The sequence below is a fragment of the Sphingomonas leidyi genome (assembly GCF_011761945.1).
Taxonomy (GTDB): Bacteria; Pseudomonadota; Alphaproteobacteria; order Sphingomonadales; family Sphingomonadaceae; genus Sphingomonas; species Sphingomonas leidyi.
In genome coordinates this window covers 146,672-164,885 of record NZ_JAASQV010000005.1, presented here as the reverse complement: position 1 = coordinate 164,885, position 18,214 = coordinate 146,672, and the positions used below count along the sequence as shown (strand labels likewise).

The 18,214-nt window shown below is 68.3% G+C and carries 17 protein-coding genes and 1 pseudogene; 2 read left to right on the top strand and 16 right to left on the bottom strand.

Going from position 1 to position 18,214, the window contains the following annotated elements:
* Positions 1 to 110 precede the first annotated feature (110 nt).
* The 4 genes and pseudogenes from FHR20_RS19925 to FHR20_RS22730 all read right to left on the bottom strand — a co-directional run bounded on the left by FHR20_RS19925 (position 111) and on the right by FHR20_RS22730 (position 5,966).
* Positions 111 to 1,526 carry an efflux transporter outer membrane subunit gene (locus FHR20_RS19925; RefSeq protein WP_167301358.1) on the bottom strand — a complete coding sequence of 472 codons (1,416 nt, stop codon included), beginning with the start codon at positions 1,524 to 1,526 and terminating at the stop codon, positions 111 to 113.
* Positions 1,523 to 4,768, bottom strand: coding sequence for an efflux RND transporter permease subunit (locus FHR20_RS19920; RefSeq protein ID WP_167301357.1), 3,246 nt, complete (start codon positions 4,766 to 4,768; stop codon positions 1,523 to 1,525). Before FHR20_RS19920 ends, FHR20_RS19925 begins: the two co-directional genes overlap by 4 nt.
* 10 nt (positions 4,769 to 4,778) lie before the next feature.
* Positions 4,779 to 5,642: pseudogene (locus tag FHR20_RS19915) on the bottom strand (efflux RND transporter periplasmic adaptor subunit); the annotation flags it as partial.
* Between the two features lie 12 nt (positions 5,643 to 5,654).
* Complete coding sequence (locus FHR20_RS22730; protein ID WP_208413776.1) at positions 5,655 to 5,966, bottom strand: biotin/lipoyl-binding protein; 312 nt, start codon at positions 5,964 to 5,966, stop codon at positions 5,655 to 5,657.
* A 171-nt stretch (positions 5,967 to 6,137) separates the two neighbouring features.
* Here FHR20_RS22730 and FHR20_RS19910 point away from each other — a divergent pair, with 171 nt between their 5' ends.
* Both FHR20_RS19910 and dinB read left to right on the top strand, forming a co-directional pair.
* Positions 6,138 to 6,740 (top strand): TetR/AcrR family transcriptional regulator, encoded by a 603-nt coding sequence (locus tag FHR20_RS19910; RefSeq protein WP_208413775.1) that lies wholly within the window; start codon positions 6,138 to 6,140, stop codon positions 6,738 to 6,740.
* Between the two features lies 1 nt (position 6,741).
* On the top strand, positions 6,742 to 7,809 hold the full coding sequence (gene dinB, locus FHR20_RS19905; RefSeq protein WP_167301355.1) for a DNA polymerase IV: 1,068 nt from the start codon (positions 6,742 to 6,744) through the stop codon (positions 7,807 to 7,809).
* A gap of 26 nt (positions 7,810 to 7,835) precedes the next feature.
* On the opposite strand, the gene FHR20_RS19900 is transcribed toward dinB, so the two are convergent.
* From FHR20_RS19900 to sufB, 12 genes are read right to left on the bottom strand one after another with little or no spacing between them, the layout of a single operon-like run.
* A complete protein-coding gene (locus FHR20_RS19900) occupies positions 7,836 to 10,004 on the bottom strand; it encodes a penicillin acylase family protein (RefSeq protein WP_167301354.1) in 2,169 nt (722 codons plus the stop codon).
* Positions 10,005 to 10,030: 26 nt separating this feature from the next.
* A complete protein-coding gene (locus FHR20_RS19895) occupies positions 10,031 to 10,498 on the bottom strand; it encodes a GreA/GreB family elongation factor (protein WP_167301353.1) in 468 nt (155 codons plus the stop codon).
* Positions 10,495 to 11,556 (bottom strand): L-glyceraldehyde 3-phosphate reductase, encoded by a 1,062-nt coding sequence (gene mgrA, locus FHR20_RS19890; RefSeq protein WP_167301352.1) that lies wholly within the window; start codon positions 11,554 to 11,556, stop codon positions 10,495 to 10,497. Before mgrA ends, FHR20_RS19895 begins: the two co-directional genes overlap by 4 nt.
* A gap of 48 nt (positions 11,557 to 11,604) precedes the next feature.
* A complete protein-coding gene (locus tag FHR20_RS19885) occupies positions 11,605 to 11,958 on the bottom strand; it encodes a HesB/IscA family protein (RefSeq protein ID WP_167301351.1) in 354 nt (117 codons plus the stop codon).
* Positions 11,958 to 12,434: an SUF system Fe-S cluster assembly protein gene (locus FHR20_RS19880; protein ID WP_167301350.1), complete on the bottom strand. Its 477-nt coding sequence runs from the start codon at positions 12,432 to 12,434 to the stop codon at positions 11,958 to 11,960. Before FHR20_RS19880 ends, FHR20_RS19885 begins: the two co-directional genes overlap by 1 nt.
* On the bottom strand, positions 12,431 to 13,642 hold the full coding sequence (locus tag FHR20_RS19875) for a cysteine desulfurase (RefSeq protein WP_167301349.1): 1,212 nt from the start codon (positions 13,640 to 13,642) through the stop codon (positions 12,431 to 12,433). The genes FHR20_RS19880 and FHR20_RS19875 overlap by 4 nt, the downstream gene beginning before the upstream one ends.
* Complete coding sequence (locus FHR20_RS19870; protein ID WP_341786483.1) at positions 13,639 to 14,724, bottom strand: SufD family Fe-S cluster assembly protein; 1,086 nt, start codon at positions 14,722 to 14,724, stop codon at positions 13,639 to 13,641. The genes FHR20_RS19875 and FHR20_RS19870 overlap by 4 nt, the downstream gene beginning before the upstream one ends.
* Positions 14,721 to 15,026 (bottom strand): hypothetical protein, encoded by a 306-nt coding sequence (locus FHR20_RS19865; RefSeq protein ID WP_167301348.1) that lies wholly within the window; start codon positions 15,024 to 15,026, stop codon positions 14,721 to 14,723. Before FHR20_RS19865 ends, FHR20_RS19870 begins: the two co-directional genes overlap by 4 nt.
* Positions 15,023 to 15,766: a Fe-S cluster assembly ATPase SufC gene (gene sufC / locus FHR20_RS19860; protein WP_167301347.1), complete on the bottom strand. Its 744-nt coding sequence runs from the start codon at positions 15,764 to 15,766 to the stop codon at positions 15,023 to 15,025. The genes FHR20_RS19865 and sufC overlap by 4 nt, the downstream gene beginning before the upstream one ends.
* A 24-nt stretch (positions 15,767 to 15,790) precedes the next feature.
* Complete coding sequence (locus FHR20_RS19855) at positions 15,791 to 16,351, bottom strand: hypothetical protein (protein ID WP_167301346.1); 561 nt, start codon at positions 16,349 to 16,351, stop codon at positions 15,791 to 15,793.
* A complete protein-coding gene (locus FHR20_RS19850; protein ID WP_208413774.1) occupies positions 16,348 to 16,749 on the bottom strand; it encodes a hypothetical protein in 402 nt (133 codons plus the stop codon). The genes FHR20_RS19855 and FHR20_RS19850 overlap by 4 nt, the downstream gene beginning before the upstream one ends.
* The gene (gene sufB, locus FHR20_RS19845; protein ID WP_167301344.1) at positions 16,749 to 18,212 is read right to left on the bottom strand and encodes a Fe-S cluster assembly protein SufB; all 1,464 of its coding nucleotides are present in this window, start codon (positions 18,210 to 18,212) and stop codon (positions 16,749 to 16,751) included. The genes FHR20_RS19850 and sufB overlap by 1 nt, the downstream gene beginning before the upstream one ends.
* Positions 18,213 to 18,214: the final 2 nt, after the last annotated feature.

Here is an 18,214-nt window from a genome sequence, read left to right as displayed (position 1 = left end):
ACGCTTTCGGGTAGAGATGCGGTGTTCCCGCCCGTTCCGGCGCGGCGGGAAACGGCCGCGCCCCCGCGCACCGAAAGGTACGCGGGGTCGCGGGGGCGGGGGTCGGCAGTTCAGCCCTGGGGAGACTGCTGCCAACCTCCGCCAAGCGCGAGGAAGAGGGTAACCGTCGCGTCGGAGAAGTCCGATTCGGCCTGGGCCAGGCTCAGCTCGTTCGTGGCGAGCGAACGCTCGGCATCGAGCACGGTCTGGAACGGTTCCGCGCCGGCACGGTAACGCAGCCGGGCGATGCGGGCCGCCTCGGCGTTCTGGTCGCGGCCCCGCCGCAGCGCCTCGACGCGCTGGCCCTGCGCCACATAGGTGGCCAGCGCGGTCTCGGTATCCCGCAGCGCGGTCAGCCAGGTGCCGTCGAACGTGGCGAGCGCGGCATCCGCTCCCGCCTCGGCCTGGGCGATGCGGGCCCGGGCGACGCTCATGTTCGGGAAGCTGAACGACAGCAGCGGCCCGACGCTGAAGCGGAAGCTCGAGCTGTTGAACATGTCCTTGGGCGCCAGCGCGGTCGAGCCGATCGAGCCGCCGATCGAGATGTTCGGATAAAGGTCCGCCGTGGCGACGCCGATCCGCGCCGACGCAGCGGCGAGCCGGCGCTCGGCCGCGCGGACATCGGCGCGGCGGGCGAGCAGCGTCGCACCATTGCCGACCGGGATGGCCTGCTTCACGACCGGCACCGTCTCGCAGCTCGCCACGTCGGCGGGCGCCTCGGCCGGCGGCTTGCCGGTCAGCACGGCGAGCCGGAAGAGCGCGGCCTTGCGCTGCGCCGCATAGACCGGGACCTGCGCCCGGGTCTGCTCCAGCAGCGCGGCGCCCTGGCTGGTCTCCAGCCCGGTGCCGCGCCCGCCCGCCTCGAGCCGGCGCGTCAGGTCGAACGTGTCTTCCTGGAGCTTGAGCGTCTGCGAAGCGACCTTGAGCTGCTCGCCGGCGGCACAGGCATCCGAATAGGCACGGATCGTCTCGGCCACCACGGTGACGCGGGCGAGGTCGTAAGCGGCCTCGCTCGCCTGCAGGTCGGCACGGCCGGCCTGGATCGCGCGGGTGATCTTCCCGAACAGATCGACCTGATAGCTCAGGTCGAGCCCGACGTCATAGGTATCGCCTTCGAACGAAGAACCGGGGATGCCCAGCGACGCGCCCGGAACGCGGGCATGCGTCGCCTTGGACGTGACGTTGGTGGTCGGCAGCCGCTGGGCCCGCGTCTCGCGCAGGCTCGCCCGCGCCTGGCGCAGGTTCGCCGCCGCGACCCGCAGGTCGGTATTGGCGGCCAGCGCCTCGCCGACCAGCCGGTCGATCACCGGCGTGTCGAACAGCTTCCACCAGTCCGCCGGCGGCTCGTCCGCGACGAAGCCCGGCGCGCTCGCCTGGCTCAGGTCGCCCTGGGCGGGCGCCTTGGGGGCAGGCGAGACATAATTGGGGCCGACCATGCAGCCCGACAGCGTCAGGCCGGCGGCGATCAGGGTCAGGGTCCGCTTCATTGCGCTTCTCCCGTCGCGGCGGCAGGCGTCTCCGGTGCCGGCGGCGTGGGGCCGTGATGCGCCACCTTGCCGCCGCCCAGCTTGCGCAGCAGCACATAGAAGATCGGCGTGAAGATAAGCCCGAAGATGGTGACGCCGACCATGCCGAACGCCACGGCGGTGCCGAGCGACTGGCGCATCTCCTGGCCCGGGCCGCTGGCGATCGCCAGCGGGATCACGCCGAAGATGAATGCGAACGACGTCATCAGGATCGGGCGGAGGCGCGAACGCGCGGCGTGGACCGCGGCATCGAACCGGTTCATGCCCTCTTCCTCGCCCTGCTTGGCGAACTCGACGATCAGGATCGCGTTCTTCGCGGCAAGCGCGATCAGCACCACCAGGCCGACCTGGGTAAGGATGTTGTTGTCCATCGCCCGCAGGTTCACGCCGAGCAGCGCCGCCAGGATGCACATCGGCACGATCAGGATCACTGCGAGCGGCAGCGTCAGCGCCTCATACTGGGCAGCCAGCACGAGGAAGACGAACACCACGGCGAGCACGAAGATCAGCGCCGACGAGCTGCCGGCCGCCTTTTGCTGATAGGCGAGGCCGGTCCATTCATAGCCATAGCCCTGGGGCAGCACCTTGCTCGCCATCGCCTCCATCGCCGCGAGCGCATCGCCCGAGGAAACGCCCGGCGCGGCGGCGCCCTGCAGCTCCACGGCGGGCAGCAGGTTGTAGCGCACCACGCGCGACGACCCGGAGTCGCGATGGAAGCTCGCCACCGCCGAGAGCGGCACCATCTGCCCGCTCGACGAACGCACCTGCAGCCGGCCGATGTCGCTGATGTCGTCGCGCGAGGCCGGCTCCGCCTGCGCCGTCACGCGGAAGGTGCGGCCGAGCAGGTTGAAGTCGTTGACATAGGTCGAGCCGATATAGGTGCCGATCGCGTCGAACACCTGTTGCGGCTGCACGCCGAGGATCTGCGCCTTGTCGCGGTCGACATCGGCGCGGATGCGCGGATTGGCAGTGTTGAACAGCGAGAAGACCTGGGTGACCTTCTGCTCCTGCATCGCCGCGCCCATCATCGCGCCGGTCGCGCCTTCGAGCCCGCGCCAGCCGCCATTGGCCGCGCGATCCTCGATCATCATCACGAAGCCCGAGCCGTTGCCGAGGCCCTGCACCGCGGGCGGCGAGATCATGAAGATGTTGGCGCCGCTGATCTGCCCGGCGATGGCGCCGGTCAGCTGGCCGGCCAGCGCCTCCGCGCTCTGCTGCTTGCCGCGCTGCGACCAGTCCTTCAGCTTGATGAAGAACACGCCCGCATTCGACGCCTGGCTGAAGCTCGCGCCGTCGAGGCCGGCAAAGGCCGCGCCGTCGATCACGCCGTCGGTCTTGGCGGCGATGGCATAGGCCTTGTCGACCACTTCGCTGGTGCGCTCGAGCGACGAACCCGGCGGCAGCTGGACGACGCCGATCAGGAAGCCCTGGTCCTGCTCGGGAATGAAGCCCGTCGGCGTGGCGGTGAGGCGCCAGCCGGTGAGCGCGAGCAGCCCCGCATAGATGAGCATCATGATCAGGCCCATGCGGATCAGCCGGCCGGTGACGCGGCCATAGCGGTCCGACAGCCAGTCGAAGCCCTGGTTGAACTTCTCCGCACCCACCTTGATCGGCCGCATCCAGCGCGGGCCGCTATCGGCGTCGATATGCTGGTGCGGCTTGAGCAGCAGCGCGGCGAGCGCCGGCGACAGCGTCAGCGAAACGAGCAGCGAGATCGCCGAGGCCGCGGCGATCGTCACCGCGAACTGGCGGTAGAAGATGCCGGGGATGCCGCCGACCATCGCCGTCGGGATGAACACCGAGACCAGCACCAGGCCGATCGCGACCAGCGCGCCGGACACTTCCTTCATCGTCAGGTGCGCGGCGTCGCGCGGCGACTTGCCCTCGCGGATATGCTTCTCCACCGCCTCGACCACGACGATCGCGTCGTCGACCACGATGCCCACGGCGAGCACCAGCGCGAACAGCGACAGCGAGTTGATCGAATAGCCGAGCGCGAGCTGCACCGCGAAGGTGCCGACCAGCGCGATCGGGATGGCGACGATCGGGATCACCGCCGCCCGCCAGGTCTGGAGGAAGATCACCACGACCACGACGACGAGGACCACCGCCTCGAGCAGCGTGTGCTGCACGGCCTCCACCGACGCCGAGACATATTCGGTGGGATTGTAGGGGATGGTATATTGGAGGCCCTGCGGGAAGTCCTTCTTGAGCGTATCCATCTCCTTGAGCACCAGGTCCGCCGCGTTGAGCGAGTTGGCGCCCGGCTGCTGGACGATGGCGAGCGCGATGCCGCGCCGGCCGCCGAACGAGCCGCGGATCGAATAGTCCTGGCTACCCAGCTCGATCCGCGCGACGTCGCCCAGCTTGGTGAGCGCGGCGCCCGTCGGATCGGACTTCACCGTGATGTTGGAGAATTGCTCGACCGTGGCCAGGCGGCCGCGCACGTCCACCGGCACTTCGAACGAGGGGTTGTCCTTGCCCGTCGGCGCCGAGCCGAGCGCGCCGCCCGCGGTCTGGACGTTCTGGGCCTGCAGCGCCGCCACGATCTCGGACGCCGTCAGGTTGCGCGCCGCCGCCTTGTCCGGATCGATCCAGACGCGCATCGAATAATTGCCGCCGCCGAAGACCTGCACCGTGCCCACGCCCTCGAGGCGCAGCAGCCGGTCGCGGATCACCGTGTTGGCGTAATTGCCCATGTAATCGACGTCGAGGCTGTTGTCGGGCGAAGTGAGCGCCACGATCATCAGGAAGCCCGATTCCTGCTTGTTCACCGTGACGCCGATCTGGCGCACCTGTTCGGGCAGGCGCGGCACGGCCAGGTTGACGCGGTTCTGCACCAGCACCTGCGCGGCATCGAGATTGGTGCCCGGCTTGAAGGTGACGGTGACGGTCGCCTGGCCCTGGGTGGAGGACGAGCTCATGTAGAGCATGCCCTCGACGCCGTTGATCTCCTGCTCGAGCGGTGTCGAGACCGTCTCTGCGATCGTCTCCGGCGAAGCGCCGGCATAGAAGGCGCTCACGGCGATCGTCGGCGGCGCGATCTCGGGATATTGCGAGAGCGGCAGCAGCGGATAGCAGAAGGCGCCGATCAGGGTGATGAACACCGAGATCACCGCCGCGAAGATCGGCCGCTCGATGAAGAAGCTGGAAAAGCCGCTGCGCACGGGCGCGTCGGGCTGGGGAGCCTGGGGTTCGCTCATGGCCCTATCCTCAGCGGTTGCCGGCGGGCAGCGCGGTGCCGGCCGGCTGATCGGACGGCGGCGCGGCGGCGGGTGCCGGCGCTTCCGTGATCTTGCCCGGCTGCGGCGTGACCTTCACGCCGGGGCGCGCGCGCTGGGTGCCGTCGATCACCACCCGGTCGTCCCTGGTCAGGCCCGAGCGGATCACGCGCAGATTGCCGCGCAGCGGGCCGGTCTGCACCGGGCGCGCCGTCACCGTGTTGCTCTTGTCGACGACGAACACGATCTGGCGCGCCGCATCGGCCATCACCGCCGTGTCCGGCACCAGCAGCGCCGGATAGGGCTTGGACGCCTCGAGCCGGGCCGAGCCGAACATGCCGGGCTTCAGGAAGCCGCCCGGATTGGCGATGATCGCGCGGGCGCGGATCGTGCCGGCGCCGGCATCGAGCGCGTTGTCGACGAAGTCGAGCGCGCCCGTATGCGTATAGTCGCTCTCGTCGGAAAGCTTGACCTTGATCGCCGTGCCGTTCTGGGCGCCGGTGCCCTGGCGCTGATATTTCAGCAGCAGCGCTTCCGAACCCTGGAAGACGAAGTGCAGCGGATCGACCGAGACGATGGTGGTCAGCACCGTCTGGTCGGCAGTGACCGAATTGCCCACATCGACCTTGCGCTCCGAGATGCGGCCGCTCAGCGGCGCGACGACGCGCGTGAAGCCGAGGTCGAGCTGGCGCGCACGCAGATTGGCCTCCGCGGCGGCGACCTGCGCAGCGCCCGAGCGCAGCGCGGCGCGGCGCTGCTCCAGCTCTTCCTGGCTGGCGGCACGCTGGGCGACCAGCGCCTCGGAACGGGCATATTCGGTCTGCGCATTGGCGAGCGTCGCCTTGGCCTGGGCAACCTGCGCGGCAGCCTAGGCGACGGCGGCCTGGGCCGGGCGCGCATCGATGGTGAAGAGCAGCTGGCCCTTGCGGACGAACTGGCCGTCCTTGAACCATATGCCCTGCAGATAGCCCGAGGCGCGCGGGCGCACCTCGACGGTCTGGATCGCCTCGAAGCGGCCGACGAACTCGTCCCAGTCGACCACGTCCTGCACCAGCGGTGCCGAGACGGTGACGGGGGGCGGCCCCTGCTGCGGCATCTGCGGTCCGCCGCCGCCGCAACCGGCGAGAGCGAGCGCGGCCATGAGAGCCGGGATAAGCAGCTGGCGGTTCTTCGAATGCATGTTCGATCCCTAAATCCGTGCCCCTGGCCGGACATCCTCCGTGGTGCCGTTACTGGAAACGAACGACTTCCGATTTGGCACCCGCTAAGCGCGTTCAGGGAACTTGTCAACGACTGTAGACATATGTCCACAATGGTTGACTACCCATCTGTTAGCGATAAAAAGGCGCCCATGATCCCGCCCGTCCAGGCCCTGCCGCGGTCGCGCAACGCGGCTGCGACGCGCGAAGCGATCCTCGTCTCGGCCCGCAAGCATTTTGCGCGCGAGAATTACGAGAATGTCGGCCTGCGCGAGATCGCGGGCGATGCCGGTGTCGATCCCGCGCTGGTCAGCCGCTATTTCGGCAGCAAGGAAGCCCTGTTCCGCGAGACGCTGCGCGACGACGACAAGGACTTCATGGAAGGCGCGACGCGCGAGACGCTCGCCCGGCATTTCGCCCAGCTCTTCCTCGACGAGGGCGACACGCCGCAGGACGAGCGCGACCTCCATATCGACCAGATCCTGATCCTGCTGCATTCGATCGGATCGCCCAAGGCGGGCGAGATCATCCGCGAGACGATCGACACCGACATCCTGGAACCGATCGCCCGGGTGCTGGGCGGCCAGGATACCGAGATGCGCGCCGCCATGGCCTTCGCCGTGCTGATGGGCATGGGCATCATGCACAACACCCTCGCCATCGACCCGGACATGTGCAGCGCCGAGGATACCGATCGCTTCGAGAAGCGCCTGACGCGCATCTTCGCCGCCGCGCTGGAGCCGATGGACGACTGACATGGGGACCCGGCCGGTCCGCAAGATCATCCATGTCGACATGGACGCCTTTTACGCATCGGTGGAGCAGCGCGACGATCCGGCGCTGCGCGGCAAGCCGGTCGCGGTCGGCTATGCCGCGGCGCGCGGCGTGGTGGCGGCGGCAAGCTACGAGGCGCGCCGGTTCGGCGTGCGCTCCGCCCTCCCCTCGGTCACTGCGATGCGGCGCTGCCCGGAACTGATCTTCGTCAAGCCGCGCTTCGACGTCTATCGCGCCGTCTCGAAGCAGATCCATATGATCTTCGCCGACTATACGCCGGTCATCCAGCCGCTCTCGCTCGACGAGGCCTATCTCGACGTCACCGCGAACCTGCGCGGGATCGAGACCGCCTGGGCGACGGCGAAGGAGATCCGCGCGCGCATCCTTGCGGAAACCGGCCTCACCGCCTCGGCCGGCATCTCGTACAACAAGTTCCTCGCCAAGCTCGCTTCGGACCAGCGCAAGCCCAACGGCCAGTTCGCGGTGACGCCCGAAATGGGCCCGGCCTGGGTGGAGGCGCTGCCGGTCGCGCGCTTCCACGGGGTCGGGCCGGTGACGGCGCGGAAGATGCACGCGCTCGGCATCGAGACCGGCGCGGACCTGCGCGGCAAGTCGCTCGAGTTCCTCCGCGCCCATTTCGGCAGCGCGGCCGAATGGTACCACGCGATCTCGCGCGGCGAGGACGACCGGCCGGTGCATGTCGACCTGCCGCGCAAATCCTCCGGCTCCGAGACCACGTTCGACCGCGACCTGGTCGAGAATGCCGAGATCGAGGCCGGCGTGCTAGAGATGGCCGAGGACGTCTGGACCTGGTGCGACCAGGCGCAGGAATTCGGCCGCACCGTCACCGTGAAGGTGAAATATGGCGACTTCCAGATCATCACGCGCAGCCGCAGCCTCACCGCCGGGCTGGTCGACCGCCGCGAGACGCTGCGGGACATGAGCCTCGCCCTGATCCGCTCGGTGCTGCCCACGCCCAAGGGGATCCGGCTGGTCGGCGTGACGGTCTCGAACTTCGAGGAGCGGCTGGGCGAGGAATTGCCGTTCTAGGCAAGGGATGGGCGCGCCGTCCCCGGCTAGCCCGGCCGGTACGTCCGCACCACATGCCCCTTCAGATCCTCCGGATAGAAATAGACCGGCCGCAAGTCCCCCGCCGCATAGCGCCCGGCCTGGTCGGCGAAGTGCTTCGACTCCGGATGGCCGCTCTCGCCGCCGGCGGTCACTGCCCAGGCCTTCACCTTCGGCCCGAACTCCACCGTCGCGACGAAGCTGTTGCCGCTGGTGCCGTAATAGCGCTTCGTCCCCGGCCAGCGCCGGGCCCCGAACGAAGCGAGCGAGCCCCATTGCGCAGACGTGAAGGGCACCGGGAGGCTCGGCTTCGTATCGTCGAACGCCTGGACGATCGCGCCGTCATTGCGCTGGAACCGGTTGATTTCTCCCCAGGGCACGCGCCAGTCGCCGAAATCCTGGACGAGCCGATCCACGGCCGAGGCCAGCGCGTCGATCCGCTGCGCATCGGTGGCGCGTGTCGCCATCCAGTCCCACACCGAAATGCCCGCATCCCTGGCCGGCTGCGCTCCGGGCGCCCAGAGCGCCTCGCCCCAGAACACCGCGAGCGAAGTCGCGGTCGATCCCGCGCTCCAGCGCCGGTCCCAGCTCTTCAACAGCGCCACCGGCTCGGCCAGCTTCGCCTTGCGCCCATCGCCATCGGGCAGCTTCTCCCAAGCGGCGGCCAGCCCGGGCAGCAGCCGGTCGAAGGCAGGCAGGAAGCTGTCATAGGCCGCCTGGCGCAGCGTCTCCGGCGTGAAGTCCGTCCGCGCGTTCAGCACCTGCAGCGCATGCGCGCCGCGCGGATTCTCGCCGGCCTGGTCGAAATAGCGCGGATAGTCCGCGGCCCTGGGGCTGTCCGCGCCCGCCGCCGTCCAGGGCCAGTTGTTCACGTTGAAGGCCCAGCCATTTTTCGGGTCCACTGCCTGGGGCAGGCTGGCGAGGCTGTGCAGCCCCTTCCAGTCGGTCGCCGGATCGCTGCCGTCCACCGGCTTGCGATAGTCGAAGCGATCGTCGCGCACCGGCATGAACTGCGGCATCAGGAACGCGATCTCGCCCTTCGAGTCGGCGAACAGGGTGTTGTTGGAGCTGTTGGCCTTGAGTTCGGCCACCTTCATGAAGCCGGCATAGTCGGTGGCCTTGGTGCGCAGGAAGCTCTGCTGCAGCGCTTCCACCGGCTTGTTCATCAGCGCCACCGCGATCCACTTGCCGTCGACCTCGCGCACTACGGGTCCGTGATGCGTGGCATAGGTCCGGAAGCTGCGCTGCGCCCGGCTGCCGTCGGCAGCGCGATAGGTGATGGTGATCGGCTTGATCGTCACCGGCCGCGTCTCGGCGCCATAGTGATAGCCAAGCATCGTGCCCTGCACGTTGCTGACGATCGTCTCCGCGAACTCGTCGACATTGTCGACGCCGCTCGAGGTGTGCATCCAGCCTGCCTTCGCGTTGAACCCCTGGTAGATGAAGAACTGGCCCCAGGTCGCCGCGCCATAGACGTTCAGCCCCTCGCCGCTCGTCACCTGCTGCTCGGAGCGGAAGAAGAAGCTGGTGTGCGGGTTGATCAGCAGCAGCGCATGGCCGTTCTTCGTATGGCTCGGCGCGATCGCCATGCCGTTCGAGCCCTTGGGTTCCTTGAAGAGCAGCCCCTTCTCCGCCTCGGTCATCGCGACCTGCTGCTTGCCGTAGAACGCCTCGAGCTGGCTCAGGGGCACGCGCTCGATATCGCCGCCGATGCTGCCTTCCGAGAAGCTCAGCGCCATCCATGGCTCGAACCGCGTGAGCACGCGCGGCTTCACCGCCGGATGCGTGGCGAGATAATGGTTCAGCCCGTCCGCCCAGGCCTGCATCAGCTTGCGCAGCCATGCCGGGCTCCTGGCATAGTCCGCCTTCAGCGCCTTGGGATCGACGAACAGCCGCTGGCGTAGATCCTGCCAGATCGCGCCCTTGCCCTCCGCCTCGGCGAGCCGGCCCAGGCTTACCAGATAGTTGGTCTCGATCCGGTTGAAGTCGTCCTCGGCCTGGGCATAGATCATGCCGAACACCGCATCGGCATCGGTCTCGCCCCGGATGTGCGCGACGCCCCAGTCGTCGCGCGTGATCGTCACGCGCGCCGCTTCCGCCTTCCAGCGGGCAGCGTCGGTCTGGGCGTAAGCCGAAGTGGAGGCGAGCAGCGCGGCGGCGAGCAGGAGGCGAGTCATGCCCGCCACCTTAGGCGCAGTTGGGCTCAGTCCGGAATCGTTTCGATGCCGATGATCTCGATCGCCTGCGCCCGCCCGCCGAAATCGACTTTCTCGCCCTCCTCGGCGCCGATCAGCGCCCGGGCCAGCGGCGCCTGGAAGGAGAGCCGGTCCGCGGCGGGATCGGCCTCGTCATGGCCGACCAGGTCGATCACCCGATCCTTGCCGTTCATGCGCACCCGCACGCGCGATCCGATGCCGACCACGCCCGGCTCGGGCTCCGGCGCGATCTGCGCGGTCGTGCGCCGCGTGTTCCAGTAGCGCAGCTCGCGCTTCAGCACTTCGCGCGCTTCGTCCCCGCTCTCCGCCGCCACCGCGGCTTCCAGCGCGGCCGCCCTGGCCTCGATCAGCGCGAGCCCGCGCGCCGTGACCATATTGGGGCCCGGCGGCAGCGGCAGCTCGAACTTCGGTTCCTTGTGTTCCTCGTCGCTCTCGCGGCGGAAGGCGACGCTCATGCCTGGGGAAGCTCCTCGATGCTCGACGAGACCTTCCAGAGATCCAGGCTGCCATCGGTTGCATGGGCGTCGATCGCGGCCAGCTCTTCCGCGCTGAAATCGAGATTGTTCACGGCGTCGAGCGAGTTGTCGAGCTGCTCCACCGTGCGTGCGCCGATCAGTGCGGAGGTGACGCGGGGATCGCGCAGCACCCAGGCGATCGCCATCTGCGCCAGCGTCTGCCCGCGCGCCTGCGCGATTTCGTGCAGCGCGCGGATACGGGCGATATTGTCGTCCGACAGCAGCCGCTGGTTCAGCGAGCCGCCCCTGGCCGCGCGGGCATCCTGAGGAACGCCATTCAGATATTTGTTGCTCAACATGCCCTGCGCCAGCGGCGAGAAGGCGATGCAGCCGGTGCCGAGCTCGCCCAGCGTGTCGAGCAGCTCGCCTTCGATCCAGCGGTTGAGCATCGAATAGCTCGGCTGGTGGATCAGCAGCGGCACCTTGTGCTCGGCGAGGATCGCCGCGGCCTGGCGCGTCAGCTCGGGCGAATAGCTGGAGATGCCGACATAGAGCGCCTTGCCCTGGCGGTGGAGCTGGGCGAGCGCGCCCATCGTCTCCTCGAGCGGGGTCTTCGGATCGACGCGGTGCGAATAGAAGATGTCGACATAGTCGAGCCCCATCCGCTTCAGGCTCTGGTCGCAGGAGGCGATCAGATACTTCCGCGATCCGCCGACATCGCCATAGGGCCCGGGCCACATGTCCCAGCCCGCCTTGGTCGAGACGATCAGCTCGTCGCGGTGGCCGGCAAAGTCGCCAGCCAGCACGCGGCCGAAATTCGCCTCGGCCGCGCCATAGGGCGGGCCGTAATTGTTCGCGAGATCGAAATGGGTGACGCCCCGGTCGAACGCCCGGCGCAGCATCGCACGGCCGGTCTCGAACACGTCCGTCCCGCCGAAATTCTGCCAGAGGCCGAGGCTGATCGCCGGCAGGTCGAGCCCCGAACGGCCGCACCGGCGATAGGGCATCCGCCCGTCATAGCGCGCGGGATCGGCGGCATAGGGCTGGGGATAGGGCATCGACATCCTCTTCCGACTGCGTTGTCAGCCGTCCCTATGCCCGCCGGGTCAGACCGTAAAGCTCTCCCCGCAGCCGCAGCTGCCCTTGGCATTGGGGTTCTGGAAGACGAAGCCGGCGGTGAAATCGTCTTCCTGCCAATCCATGGTCGAGCCGATCAGATAGAGGACCGAGCCGCCATCGACGAAGAACGTGCCGCCGGGCGTCTCGATCTTCTCGTCGAACGGCTTGGCCTCGGTGACATAGTCGACCGAATAGGCCAGCCCCGAGCAACCGCGGCGCGGCGTCGAGAGCTTGACGCCTACCGCGCCCTCGGGCGCCTTGGCCATCAGATCGGCGATGCGCCGCTCGGCGGCCGGAGTCAGGAGCAGCGCAGCGGGGCGCTGACGGGTGGCGGTGGTCATCACAGCATCCCCAGTTCGAGCTTGGCCTCGTCGCTCATCTTCTGCGGATCCCAGGGCGGATCCCAGACGAGATTGACTTCGGCATGGCCGATCCCCGGCACCGAGCCGACGCGCAGCTCGACTTCGCCGGGCATGGATTCCGCCACCGGGCAATGCGGCGTGGTCAGCGTCATCTGCACCGCGGCATGGCCGTCGGCGGTGATGTCGACGCCATAGATCAGGCCCAGGTCGTAGATGTTCACCGGGATCTCGGGATCGTAGATTTCCTTGAGCGCCGCGATCACCGCCTCATAGAGTTCGCCGCCCGGCTCGGCGCCCGACAGCGCCTGCGGCTTCTGCGAGAGGAAGCCCGAGAGATAGTCGCGCTTGCGCTCGAACGTCTCCGCGACGCTCTCGGCCGCATCCTCGACGCGCGCTTTGGGCGGCGGCGCCACGGCGGCCACTTCCTCGACTTCGATCTTGCGTTCCTGGTTCACCCGAAGATCCTCGTCACGCGTTCAATACCCTTCACCAGCGCGGCGATGTCGTCCGCGCCATTATAGACTCCGAAGCTCGCCCGCGCGGTGGCCGGCACGCCCAAGGCATCCATCAGCGGCTGTGCGCAGTGATGCCCGGCGCGGATCGCGACATCGCCTTCGTCCAATATGGTGGCGACGTCGTGCGGGTGCACCCCCTCCACTGCGAAGCTGACGATGCCGGCACTGTCCTCGGGGCCGAACAGCCTGACCGAATTGAGCTGCGACAGCGCCTCGCGCGTCTGGCGCACCAGGGCTGCCTCGTGCGCATGGATGCGCTCCAGCCCGATGCCCGCCACATAGTCGATCGCCGCATGCAGCCCGACCACGCCGACGATGTGCGGCGTCCCCGCCTCGAACCGGCCCGGCGGCGGCGCATAGGTCGTCTTCGCGAAGGTGACCCGGTCGATCATCGAGCCGCCGCCCTGATAAGGAGGCATCGCATCGAGCAGTTCGTAGCGTCCCCAGAGCACACCGATGCCGGTGGGGCCGTAGAGCTTGTGGCCCGACATCACATAGAAGTCGCAACCGATCGCGGCGACGTCGACGGGCATGCGCGGCACCGCCTGGCAGCCGTCGAGCAGGATCTTCGCGCCCACCGCGTGCGCCAGCTCGGTCGCCCGCTTCGCATCGAGCACCGAACCCAGCACGTTGGAGACATGCGCCAGCGCGACCAGCTTGTGGCGCTCGGTGAGCATCGCTTCCATCGCGTCGAGGTCGATGCGCTGGTCGGCGGTGAGCGGCACCACGTCGATCGCGGCGCCGACCCGTTCGGCGACCATCTGCCAGGGCACGATGTTGGAGTGATGCTCGAGCGTGGACAACAGGATGCGGTCGCCGGCCTTGAGCTGCGTTCCCGCCCAGCACTGCGCGACCAGGTTGATCCCCTCGGTCGCGCCGCGGACGAAGACGATCTCGTTTTCCGCGCCGCCGAGGAACCGCGCCACGCGCCGGCGCGCCGCCTCATAGGCGAGCGTCATGTCGGCCGAGCGCTGGTACACGCCGCGATGCACGGTGGCATAGGTCTCGCCATAGGCCCTGGCGATCGCATCGAGCACGGGCTGCGGCTTCTGCGAAGTCGCCGCCGTGTCGAGATAATGCCAGCCGGCCGGGATCGCCGGGAAATCGGCGAGCAGGTCGAGGGGACGGGTATCGGCGGCTACGGTCATAGCGCAGTGTCCAGCCAGCGATCGGCATCCGCCGCAAAGGCTTCGCGCACCACGTCCTCGCCGATCCGGGCGAGCGCGTCCGCCACGAAGGCGCGCGTGAGCAGTGCCTTGGCGCGGCCCTCGTCGATGCCGCGGCTCTGCAGATAGAAGAGCGCCATCCTGTCGAGCTCGCCCACCGTCGCCCCGTGCGCGCACTTCACGTCGTCGGCGAAAATCTCGAGCTCGGGCTTGAGATTCACCGTCGCGGAGCGCTGGAGCAGCAGGCCGCGCAGCGACTGCTCGCCATCGGTCTGCTGCGCGCCGCGCGCCACTTCGACGCGCGCCGCCAGGCTGGCCGCCGACTTGTCCGCCGCCACCGCGCGCCAGAGCTGGCGCGACGTGCCCTCGACATTCTCGTGCCGCACCGCGACCGCGGCTTCCTGTTTCTGGCTGCCCGACGTGAGCAGCGCCCCGCCCATCTCGGCGAACCCGCCCTTGCCGTTCACCAGCAGCGCCCCGTCGATCCGGCTGCCCATGCCGCCGGCGCCGAGGAACACCGAGACCAGGCTCGCCGCCTCGCCCACTTCGGCCTCTTCGCGCAGCGAGACGAAGCCCGCATCCTGGAGCAGCCGCACCGAGCGCATCAGCCGCGCGCCCCGTTCGAGGCAGAGCGTGGTCAGCCGGTTCGCCCAGCCGCTGCCGGCATAGGTCTCGACCACGCTCGCCACCGCATCCTCGGCCAGCATCAGCCGGGCCGGCACATGGCTTTCGCCGCCGGTGCCGATATGGACGATCTGGATCGCCGTCGCCGCATGTTCCTTGCCGAGATGCAGCGACCAGCCCTCGCCATCGGCAAGGCTGCCCAGCGGATGGTCCGTAGTGGCCAATTGCTGCGTCACCTGCACCGGGCCGGGCCGGGAATGCGCCGGCTCGAAACGCCCGTCGACGAACAGCAGCCGGGGCCCTTCGATGTCGAGGAACAGGCCGGCCGGATCGATCCCGACGTCGCGCCGCGCCGTTTCGGCCGCCGCCTTGAGCGCAGCCATATCGGCCCAGCGCCATTCCTCCTGGCGCGGCGTGGGAAGCTCGAGCAGGGTGTTCACTGGCCCGCCCTCCAGCTGCGCTTGAAGTCGGTGAGCAGTTCGGGCTTGCGCCGGTCGATACAGGTTTTCACGGCAGCGGCGTCGCGCGCGCCCTTGCGGACGCACTGAGTCGCGGTGCGGCAGAGCTGTTCGTCGAGCTTCGCATAGCCGCTCGACGCGCTGAGCGCGCAGCCGAGCTTGCCGCCGGGCCCCTGGCGCACGGTCGCGGAGATCGCGGCGAGCCGGCGCCCGACGACTTCGATGTTCAGCTCGTCCTGCGGCGCAGGCGCGGTCTGCAGCATGAGGAGCAGGGAAAGGATCATGCGGCCACCGCTCCATAGCCTTCGCGCTCCAGTTCGAGCGCCAGCTCGGGGCCGCCGGAGCGGACGATGCGGCCATCGGCGAGCACATGGACGAAGTCCGGCTGCACATAGTCGAGCAGCCGCTGATAATGGGTGATCAGCAGCACCGCCTTGTCGGGCGCGCGCATGATCCGGTTGATCCCCTCGCCCACGGCCTTGAGCGCGTCGATGTCGAGGCCGCTGTCGGTCTCGTCGAGGATCGCGAGCCTGGGGCCGATGATGCCCATCTGCACCATCTCGTTGCGCTTCTTCTCGCCGCCCGAAAAGCCGACATTGACCGGCCGCTTGAGCATCTCGACGTCCATGCCGAGCGCTTCCGCCTGCGCCCGGGCAAGCTTGAGGAACTCGCCGCCCGAGAGCGGCGCCTCGCCCCGCGCGCGGCGCTGGCTGTTGAGCGCCTCGCGCACGAACTGCAGGTTGGAGATGCCGGGGATCTCGACCGGATACTGGAACCCCAGGAACAGGCCCGCCGCGGCCCGTTCGTGCGGTTCGAGTTCGAGCAGGTCCTGCCCGTCGAAGCGCACGCTGCCGCCCGTCGCGTCATAGCCCGGCCGGCCGCCCAGCACATAGCCGAGCGTCGACTTGCCGGCGCCGTTCGGGCCCATGATCGCATGGACCTCACCTGCATTCACTTCGAGGTTCAGGCCCTTGAGGATTTCCTTGCCGTCGATTTCGGCGCGGAGGTCGGTGATCTTCAACATCGCTTCGTTCATTCCTAGGGCGGCTCAGGGCCGCTTTTCTGACTTGTCGGTATCGTTGCGCTGGGGCTGGTTGCCCGTGGTGAAGCGCACCACCGGGCCGTCCGATGCCGGGTTCGTCGGCGGCGCGATCGGCTTGACGCGCTGGCGCTCGGTCTCGCGGCTGTCCTCGCCATTGCCGATGGGCCCGACCAGATCGGCGGAGAGCACCGGCTTGGGCTGCACCAGCTTGGGCAGCTCGAAGACCCCCGGCTTGCTCACTCCCGGCGCCGCCGGTGCCCGCGGGGCGCCGATCGCCGCCGCCTGTTCGAGGATGCTCAGCTCGCGGCAATCGGTGACTTCGTCGGCGGTCCTGGCGTAGCAGACCGGCGTCGCCTCGCAGGCGGTGGTGTCGCGCCGCTGGCTGCCGCTCGAGATCATCACCCGGCAGTTGCGCAGCTTGCCGTCCGCGCCCTTGTCGAACAGCATCGTCGTGCGCCCGAAGGTCGCGCGCACGACGATGTTGGCCTCGTCTTCCGCGGCCGGGGCGACGGCCCGGGTGGCGGGCACGTCCTGGGCGAGGAGAAGGAGCGCGGCGGAGAGGATCACGGCCTGGCCTTCTCCGCCTCTGGCCTTTCTTCGGGGGGCAACTGGTCCGGCATGCGCCGGAACACGGCATCGATCTCGGCGAGCGTGTGATCGACTGTCGCTTCGCGGTCCGCAGCAGCTACCTTCGCGTCACCCTGGATCAGTCGCAGCCCGAGCCGGCGCGCCTTTGCGCGACTGGGTGCGCAATGCTCCAGCGTCTGGTCGACGACCTTGCGCATGCCATCGGCGAACTGGGGCCCGGCTTTCCGACTGATCCCCTGCATCGTCGGGCCGAGGCAACCGAGATAGGTCTCGATCGCCGGTGCCAGCGATTCCGGGGCGGAGAAGCCCGCCTCGACCGTTTGCTGCCCGCCCGCCTGAGCGGGCACGCCCTGCATCAAGAGCAACGCAAGGAGCATCACCCGACGCTCCCCTCCAGCGAGATCCCCAGCAGCTTCTGCGCCTCGACCGCGAATTCCATCGGCAGCTGCTGCAGCACTTCCTTGGCGAAGCCGTTGACGATCAGCGCCACCGCCGCTTCCTGGTCGAGCCCGCGCTGCATCGCGTAGAACATCTGGTCCTCGCTGATCTTCGAAGTGGTCGCCTCGTGCTCGATCTGGGCCGAGGGGTTCTTCACTTCGATATAGGGCACCGTGTGCGCGCCGCACTGGTCGCCCAGCAACAGGCTGTCGCACTGAGTGAAGTTGCGGACATTCTCCGCCGCCGCGTTCACCAGCACGCGGCCCCGGTAGGTGTTGTTCGACTTGCCGGCCGAGATGCCCTTGGAGACGATCGTCGAGCGGGTGTTCCTGCCGATGTGCAGCATCTTGGTGCCGGTATCGGCCTGCTGGCGGCCATTGGTGACCGCAACCGAATAGAATTCGCCCACCGAGCCGTCGCCCTGCAGGATGCACGACGGATATTTCCAGGTGATCGCGCTGCCGGTCTCGACCTGGGTCCAGCTCACCTTCGAGTTCCTGCCGGCGCACAGCGCGCGCTTGGTGACGAAGTTGAAGATGCCGCCGACGCCGTTCTCGTCGCCCGGATACCAGTTCTGCACCGTCGAATATTTGATCTCGGCATCGTCGAGCGCGACCAGCTCGACCACGGCGGCATGGAGCTGGTTCTCGTCGCGCATCGGGGCGGTGCAGCCCTCGAGATACGAGACGTACGCACCCTTGTCGGCGACGATCAGCGTGCGCTCGAACTGGCCGGTATTCTCGGCGTTGATCCGGAAATAGGTGCTGAGCTCCATCGGGCAGCGCACGCCCTCGGGCACATAGACGAAGGTGCCGTCGGAGAAGACCGCGCTGTTCAGCGCCGAATAGAAATTGTCGCGCACCGGCACGACCTTGCCGAGCCACTTCTTCACCAGCTCGGGATATTCGCGGATCGCCTCGCTGATCGACAGGAAGATCACCCCCGCCGCCTTCAGCTCCTCGCGGAAGGTGGTCGCGACCGAGACGCTGTCGAACACCGCGTCGACCGCCACCTTGCGCGCGCCCTCCACGCCCGCGAGCACCTTCTGCTCCTCGATCGGGATGCCGAGCTTCTCATAGGTGCGCCGGATCTCGGGGTCGAGATCGTCGAGCGAGTTGATCGTCTTCTTCTGCTTGGGCTCGGCGTAATAATACGCGTCCTGATAGTCGATGTGCGGGATCGACAGCTTCGCCCATTCGGGCAGCGTCATCTCCTGCCACATCCGGAACGCCTTCAGGCGCCAGTCGAGCATCCATTCGGGCTCGCCCTTCTTGGCCGAGATGTAGCGGACGGTGTCCTCGTTCAGCCCCTTGGGCGCGAACTCCTGCTCGACGTCGGAGGCGAAGCCCCATTCATATTTCTTGTTGGCGGCCGCCAGTGCTTCCGCGTTCTTCGTAGCCATGC